Genomic DNA, 7,330 nt, shown 5'->3' on the forward strand with positions numbered 1-7,330 from the left:
GGACCGAGAGACCACTGTCGCCACCGCGCCGATGGGGCGGCTCTGCCCCAGCGCTTCGGGCTTATGCCCGCCGGTAAACGGATCGAAACCGTCGAGTAACAGCGTAATTATGCGGTGCTCCGCATGGTATGTCATCCTACGGCGGTGCCGAAGAAGGTGCCCAGGGCGTAGGTCACACCCGCCGCCGTCCCGCCCAGCGCAAGCTGCCGCAGCCCGCTGTACCACCAGGACCGGGCGGTCACCCGCGCCACCACCGCACCGCACGCGAACAGCCCGATCAGCGCCACCACCACGGCCGGCCACAGCGCCATCGCGCCCAGCAGATACGGCAGCACCGGCAGCAGCGCCCCCAGCGCGAAGGAGCCGAACGAGGAAACCGCCGCGACCAGCGGCGAGGGCAGATCGTCCGGGTCCACCCCCAGCTCCTCCCGGGCGTGTATCTCCAGCGCCTGCTCGGGGTCGCGCGACAGCTGTTCGGCCACCTCGCGGGCGAGCGCCGGCTCCACACCCCGCGACTCGTAGAGCGCCGCCAGCTCCTCCAGCTCGTCCACGGGGTGCTTGCGCAGCTCGCGCCGCTCGATCTCCAGCTCCGCCTCGACCAGCTCGCGCTGGGAGGCGACCGAGGTGTACTCACCGGCGGCCATCGAGAACGCACCGGCGGCGAGCCCCGCCAGACCGGTGATCACGATGGTCTGCCGGTCCACGGCACCGCCCGCGACCCCGGTCATCAGTGCGAGGTTGGAGACCAGGCCGTCCATGGCGCCGAAGACGGCGGGGCGCAGCCAGCCGCCGTTCACATCACGGTGGGTGTGGTTGTCGCGGTGGGCGATGTGCGGGGGCTCGGCGCTGTCGATGACGGACATCTGAGAATGTGCTCCCTTCGAGGAGGGCGCGGGCTCGCCGCCCTCACCCCAACATCTCGAAGGTACGCACGAATTCCCCTGTCCCGCCAGCAAGGAAGGCCGAACTTACCTCGCTGACCTGCGGAAACGTAAAAGGCCGCCGAACCGTTCGGGTTCGGCGGCCTTCGCTGCGCGCTACTTTGAGGGTGCCGCGGGTCCTGCGGGCTCCGCAGGTTCGGCGGGCTCCGCAGGTCCTGCGGGCTCCGCAGGTTCGGCGGGCTCCGCCCCGGCGGACACGGTCTCGCTGCCACCGGTGCCGCCGTCGGACTCGGCCTTGCCCTCGGCCCTGGCCTCGGTCTTGGACTCGCCCTCCGCCGGCTCGGCGCCGTCCTCCAGCGCGGCCGGCTCCACGACCTCTTCCCGGCCGGGCGCCTTCTTCGCCGAGATCACCAGATACGCCACCGCGGCCAGGAAGACGACGATGGACGTCCAGTTGTTGAGCCGCAGCCCCAGCACGTGGTGGGCGTCGTCGACCCGGAGGTACTCGATCCAGAAGCGGCCCACGGTGTACGACGCCACGTACAGGGCGAACGCCCGGCCATGGCCCAGCGTGAACCGGCGGTCGGCCCAGATCACCAGCAGCGCCACGCCCACGCACCACAGCGACTCATAGAGGAAGGTCGGGTGGTACGTACCGGCGATCCGCCCCGCGTCCGCGTCCCCGTCGATCTTCAGCGCCCACGGCAGCGTGGTCGGCTTGCCGTACAGCTCCTGGTTGAACCAGTTGCCCCAGCGCCCGATGGCCTGGGCAAACGCGATGCCGGGCGCGATGGCGTCCGCGTACGCCGGAAGCGGGATGCCCCGGCGGCGGCAGCCGATCCAGGCGCCCAGCGCGCCCAGCGCGATGGCTCCCCAGATCCCCAGGCCGCCCTGCCAGATCTTGAAGGCGTCCACCCAGTCCCGGCCGTCGGTGAAGTACAGCTCGTAGTCGGTGATGACGTGGTAGAGCCGCCCTCCGATCAGGCCGAAGGGGACCGCCCAGACGGCGATGTCGGCGACGGTGCCGACCCGGCCGCCACGGGCCACCCAGCGCCGTCCGCCGAGCCAGACCGCGACGAAGACGCCGATGATGATGCAGAACGCGTAGCCGCGCAGCGGGATCGGGCCGAGATAGATCACGCCGGACGAGGGGCTGGGAATGTAAGCGAGGTTCATGACAGCACCGACGCTACCGTGCCGGGCGGGAGATGCGGCAACCCACCCGGCACAACGGCTGCATAACGTCAGCCCTGGGCCGCCGCCAGGACCATCCGCTTGAGCTTCCCGGGGCTCAGCGGTTTGGTGGGATCGCCGTAGACGGACTTCCCGTTCAGCAGGACCGTCGGAGTCGACGCATAGCCCGAATGGGTGAAGTCATCGGCGGCCTTCTTGACCCATCTGTCGTGCCGCCCGTCCTCGACGCACTTCCGGAAGACGGGGGTGACCAGCCCCGGGACCTTGCCGGCCAGCTTGATCAGCTTGGCGTTCTTCGCGTACAGGTCATGGGTCTCCTCGGGCTGGTACCGGTAGAGCACATCGTGGTACGCCCGGAACTTCCCCGCGTCCTGGGCGCAGGCCGCCGCGTTCGCCGCGCGGAGCGAGCCGGCGCCGCCCAGATTCCCGTCGATGATCGTCACCAGGTGGTAGTCGACCTTCATCCGGCCGTCGTCCTGCAGCCCATGGACGGCCTTGCGGAACACGTCCTCGAACTGCTTGCAGCCGGGGCAGCGGAAGTCCTCGTACACCGTCAGGGTCGACGCGGCGGTGGCCTTCCCCGACGCGATCGCCAGACGGCCCTTGCCGGTGGCCCCGCGCGGTGGGTCCACGGGGCTGCCCGACTTGCCCGAGTCCTTGTCGGCCTTCGAGGCGTACATGCCCGCACCGGCGGCCACCGCAAGGACGACCACCGCCGCCCCGATGACGCCGAACACCCTCTTGCGCTTGTCGCGCGCCCTGTCCTTCTCGCGCTGTTCGCGCAGCCGCTCACGGGCGCTGCGCCTTCCCTCACGGTTTTTCTGGCTCACGCCCACGCCTAACGAGGCGGAGGAGCACCGCTCAGCTCCTCCGCCCCCTATTCCCTCTAACGAGCGACGCGGACTCCCTCGGCCAGCTCACCCGCGAGCTCGCGCAGCCCCGCCAGACCGGCCTCCTGATCCTCGGCGTCCAGCAGCCGCTTCACAAAGGCCGAGCCCACGATGACCCCGTCCGCGAACTGGGCGACCTCGGCCGCCTGCGCGGCGTTGGACACCCCGAGCCCCACGCACACGGGCAGCTCGGTGGTGGCACGCGTGCGCTCCACCAGCTCGCGGGCCTCCTGGCCCACCGATTCCCTCGTTCCGGTGACGCCCATCAGGGAGGCCGCGTAGACAAAGCCGCTGCCCGCCGCGGTGATCTTCGCCAGCCGCTCGTCGCGGCTGCTCGGCGCCACCACGAACACCGTCGCCAGACCGTGCTGCTCGGCGGCCTTCCGCCATACCTCGGACTCCTCGACCGGCAGGTCGGGAAGGATGCAGCCCGCTCCCCCGGCCTCGGCCAGATCGGCGGCGAACCGCTCGACGCCGTACCGGTCCACCGGGTTCCAGTACGTCATGCACAAAATCGGCGCCCCGGTGCGGGCGTGCACCTCACCGACCGTCCGGATGACATCGCGGATCTTCACCCCGCCGCGCAGGGCGATGTCATCGGCGGTCTGGATCACCGGCCCGTCGAGCACCGGATCGCTGTGCGGCAGCCCCACCTCGACGACATCGCAGCCGCCCTCGATCATGGCCGTCATCGCGTCCACGCCACCGTCGACGGAGGGGAAGCCGGCGGGCAGATAGCCGACGAGCGCGGCGCGCCCCTCGTCCTTGGCCGCGGCCAGAACCGACCCCAAAAGCTCCAGGTTCCCGGCCATCACTTCGCCCCCTTGTCGTACAGCCCGAAGTACCGCGCCGCGGTGTCCATGTCCTTGTCGCCGCGTCCGGAGAGGTTGACGACGATCAGGCCGCCCTCGCCCAGCTCCCGCCCGAGGTCCAGCGCACCGGCCAGCGCGTGGGCGCTCTCGATCGCCGGGATGATCCCCTCGGTCTGCGAGAGCAGCCGCAGCGCCTGCATGGCGCCGTCATCGGTGACGGCCCGGTACTCGGCCCGGCCGATGTCCTTCAGATACGCGTGCTCGGGTCCGACGCCGGGGTAGTCCAGGCCGGCGGAGATCGAGTACGGCTCGGTGATCTGCCCGTCCTCGTCCTGCAGCACATAGGACCGGGATCCGTGCAGAATCCCGGGCTCGCCCTGGCTCAGCGTCGCGGCGTGCTCCCCGGACTCCATGCCATGTCCGGCGGGCTCGAATCCGACGATGCGCACGCTCTCGTCCGGCAGGAAGGCGTGGAAGAGCCCGATCGCGTTGGATCCGCCGCCCACGCACGCCGCCACGGCGTCGGGCAGTCGCCCGGTCCGCTCCAGAATCTGCCGCCGCGCCTCCACACCGATCACCCGGTGGAAGTCACGCACGAGCACCGGGAACGGATGGGGCCCGGCCACGGTCCCGAACAGATAGTGCGTGCGGTCCACATTGGCGACCCAGTCCCGGAACGCCTCGTTGATCGCGTCCTTCAGCGTGCGGCTGCCGGACTTCACGGCGATGACCTCGGCGCCCAGCATCCGCATCCGGGCCACGTTGAGCGCCTGCCGCTCGGTGTCGACCTCGCCCATGTAGATGGTGCACTCCAGCCCGAACAGCGCACACGCGGTGGCCGTAGCCACACCGTGCTGACCGGCGCCGGTCTCGGCAATGACCCGGGTCTTGCCCATGCGCTTGGTGAGCAGGGCCTGCCCCAGCACATTGTTGATCTTGTGGGATCCGGTGTGGTTGAGGTCCTCGCGCTTGAGGAAGATCCGCGCGCCCCCGGCGTGCTCGGCGAACCGCGGCACCTCGGTCAGGGCGCTGGGCCGCCCCGTGTAGTGGACGAGGAGGTCCTCCAGCTCGGCCGCGAAGGCCGGATCGGCCTTCGCCTTCTCGTACTCGGCGGCGACCTCATCGACCGCGGCGACGAGCGCCTCGGGGATGAACTTGCCGCCGAACGCGCCGAAATACCCCTCGGCGCTGGGAACCTGACCCTCCGGGTCCGGGATGAAGAAATCAGAGGACATGCGATGTACTCCTCGGTCGGGGCAGTCGCCCCGTAACAGGTGTGCAGGGTGGGAAAAGGCCGTGTCCCGCCGGGGAAACGCCCCGCGCACGGCCTACGACACGCTCAGCGCGCTGCCGCCCGACGCCATCGACGCCCGTTGATCTGCCCAGGTTCGCATCCGATGTGATAGCGCACGCGTCGTCCCCGCACCCGCCGCGCGGGCGCACGACAGCCACGGGGACGGCATCCCCGGGCCAGGCGTGCGTACGGCTGCATGACGGGTCAGTCCCGCCCGTGGCGCAGCGCCGGGTGGGCGCCCGCCGCCACCAGGTCCGCGACCGCGCCCTTCGGGTCACGCCCGGTCACCAGTGACTCCCCGACCAGTACGGCGTCGGCGCCCTCGTTGGCGTAGGCGATCAAGTCGTGCGGCCCGCGCACGCCCGACTCCGCGATCTTCACAATGTGGTCCGGGATCTCGGGTGCGACCGTGGCGAAGTTCCCCCGGTCCACCTCGAGCGTCCTCAGATTGCGGGCATTGACGCCGATGATCCGTGCCCCGGCGTCCACCGCCCGGGCGGCCTCTTCCTCATCGTGCACCTCGACCAGCGGCGTCAGCCCGATCGACTCGGCCCGCTCGATGAGCGAGACCAGTGCCTCCTGGTCGAGGGCGGCGACGATCAGCAGGACGAGGTCCGCGCCGTACGCCCGTGCCTCCCACAGCTGGTACGAGGTGACGATGAAGTCCTTACGGAGCACCGGGATGTCGACCGTGGCCCGCACGGCCTCCAGATCGGCCAGCGATCCGCCGAAACGCCGCTGTTCCGTCAGCACGCTGATGACCGACGCGCCGCCCGCCTCGTAGTCGGCGGCGAGCCCGGCCGGGTCGGCGATCGCGGCGAGCGCGCCCTTGGACGGGCTGGACCGCTTGACCTCGCAGATCACCTTGACGCTGTCGCCCTTGAGCGCCGCGACCCCGTCCTTGGCCGGCTGTGCCTTGGCCGCCCGCTCCTTGAGCTCGTCGAGGGCGACGCGCGCCTGCCGCTCGGCGAGGTCGGCACGGACTCCGTCGATGATCTCGTCGAGCACACTCACGCGAGCGGCCCCCTTCCGGGACGGGGATGAATCTTCTGGTCGATGCCGGTGGGCGAACGACCGCTTCTGTGGCGGGCAGCCGCGTCACCAGCACTGCGATGGTATCTGCCGGAGAACTGAGGATTCGCATCCGGTTGACGCCGAGTCCCACTACATGGACATTCACAACAACGGTCAGGGCGTCAGTAGTCCCCCGAAGGGGAGATTCCGGACGATGGTGAAGACCAGGGCGACCCCGCCCAGCGCCCAGGCATGGCCCGCCCGTACCGCGACCGGACGCCCGCGTGCACACCAGGCCACCCAGCCCGTCGCGAAGACGGCGTAGCACAGGACGGCGAGGGCGTTGTCGGCGAGCGCGGCCGGCAGATCGCCGTGTGCGAGGGCGTGGGCGCCGCGCAGGCCACCGCAGGCGGGGCAGTAGAGGCCGGTGAGCCGCCACAGCGGGCAGACGGGGTAGTGGCCGGGCTCATGCGGGTCTACGGCGCCGACGTAACCGAAGGCGGCGAGGACCCCGGCGAGCACCGCGAGGGGCGCGGCGAGCCGCCGCACCCCACGGACCGGGGCGGGGGACGAGACGGACGGCGGCGGTTGCGTCACACCGCCGAGTCTCCCCGCGGATCCGGAAAGGCGCAGCCCAGGGAGTCCGTATCGGGGCCCCGCGCCGCGCCTCCTCGGCCTACTGCTGCGCCTGAGCCTGCGGCTGGGCCTTGGGCTGCGGGTGAGTCTTGGGCTGCGGGTGAGTCTTCGAGGCCCCGAGCCCTGCCGCACGCATCGCGGCACCGACGACACCGCCGAGCGCGACGATGACCATGCCCGCCCAGAAACCGATCGGGTTGGCCTGCACGCAGAAGGCACCGGCGACGCAGAAGCCGATGAAGGCGATGGTGACGCCGGTCCAGGCGGCCGGGGTGTGTCCGTGGTTGTGACCCGCCATGAATACTCCTTGTAGCTGTACTGCGCCTGGTCCGGGCGCGCGGGGGGCGAACGCTCCTCCGCCATTGTCCCCGATCCGCGAAATTTCCCCGGAGCGGGGGTGGAGGGTAGCGGGCTGGGAGGGACGAGCGGCTTACGCGCCCCGCTCCGTCTCCTCCCGGACCGCCGCGTTCGTCGCGTCCGCCGGGTCGGTCACGTCCGCCGGGTCGGTCACGCCCGCCGGGTCGGTCACGCCCGCCGGGTCGGTCACGCCCGCCGGGTCGGTCACGCCCGCCGGGTCGGTCACGCCCGCCGGGTCGGTCACGCCCGCCG

8 protein-coding genes are annotated in these 7,330 nt (G+C 71.0%); all 8 read right to left on the minus strand.

Translation table 11 applies throughout. The features are described from left to right. Window positions 1-131: 131 nt before the first annotated feature. The gene (locus ABZU99_RS12155) at window positions 132-863 is read right to left on the minus strand and encodes a VIT1/CCC1 transporter family protein (protein WP_355939488.1); all 732 of its coding nucleotides are present in this window, start codon (window positions 861-863) and stop codon (window positions 132-134) included. A 174-nt stretch (window positions 864-1,037) separates the two neighbouring features. Beyond that, on the minus strand, window positions 1,038-2,057 hold the full coding sequence (gene lgt, locus ABZU99_RS12160) for a prolipoprotein diacylglyceryl transferase (protein WP_355939485.1): 1,020 nt from the start codon (window positions 2,055-2,057) through the stop codon (window positions 1,038-1,040). Between the two features lie 68 nt (window positions 2,058-2,125). Then, window positions 2,126-2,905, minus strand: coding sequence for a thioredoxin domain-containing protein (locus ABZU99_RS12165; protein WP_355939482.1), 780 nt, complete (start codon window positions 2,903-2,905; stop codon window positions 2,126-2,128). Window positions 2,906-2,961: 56 nt separating this feature from the next. After that, window positions 2,962-3,777: a tryptophan synthase subunit alpha gene (gene trpA / locus ABZU99_RS12170; RefSeq protein WP_355939479.1), complete on the minus strand. Its 816-nt coding sequence runs from the start codon at window positions 3,775-3,777 to the stop codon at window positions 2,962-2,964. Then, entirely contained in the window at window positions 3,777-5,012 is a 1,236-nt protein-coding gene (gene trpB, locus ABZU99_RS12175; protein WP_356046821.1) for a tryptophan synthase subunit beta, read from the minus strand. The genes trpA and trpB overlap by 1 nt, the downstream gene beginning before the upstream one ends. 263 nt (window positions 5,013-5,275) lie before the next feature. Then, entirely contained in the window at window positions 5,276-6,085 is an 810-nt protein-coding gene (gene trpC / locus ABZU99_RS12180) for an indole-3-glycerol phosphate synthase TrpC (RefSeq protein ID WP_355939473.1), read from the minus strand. Between the two features lie 174 nt (window positions 6,086-6,259). After that, the gene (locus tag ABZU99_RS12185) at window positions 6,260-6,682 is read right to left on the minus strand and encodes a DUF2752 domain-containing protein (RefSeq protein WP_356046819.1); all 423 of its coding nucleotides are present in this window, start codon (window positions 6,680-6,682) and stop codon (window positions 6,260-6,262) included. 79 nt (window positions 6,683-6,761) lie between these two features. After that, entirely contained in the window at window positions 6,762-7,019 is a 258-nt protein-coding gene (locus tag ABZU99_RS12190) for an HGxxPAAW family protein (RefSeq protein WP_355939467.1), read from the minus strand. Window positions 7,020-7,330: the final 311 nt, after the last annotated feature.

Origin of the sequence: Streptomyces sp. NPDC005266, assembly GCF_040607655.1 — a bacterium.
Classification (GTDB): Bacteria; Actinomycetota; Actinomycetes; order Streptomycetales; family Streptomycetaceae; genus Streptomyces.

Excerpts from the sequence above, each read along its gene's own strand:
- ABZU99_RS12155 (WP_355939488.1), bottom strand. The coding sequence starts at position 863 with ATGTCCGTCATCGACAGCGCCGAGCCCCCGCACATCGCCCACCGCGAC.
- lgt (WP_355939485.1), bottom strand. The coding sequence starts at position 2,057 with ATGAACCTCGCTTACATTCCCAGCCCCTCGTCCGGCGTGATCTATCTC.
- trpA (WP_355939479.1), bottom strand. The coding sequence starts at position 3,777 with ATGGCCGGGAACCTGGAGCTTTTGGGGTCGGTTCTGGCCGCGGCCAAG.
- trpB (WP_356046821.1), bottom strand. The coding sequence starts at position 5,012 with ATGTCCTCTGATTTCTTCATCCCGGACCCGGAGGGTCAGGTTCCCAGC.
- ABZU99_RS12190 (WP_355939467.1), bottom strand. The coding sequence starts at position 7,019 with ATGGCGGGTCACAACCACGGACACACCCCGGCCGCCTGGACCGGCGTC.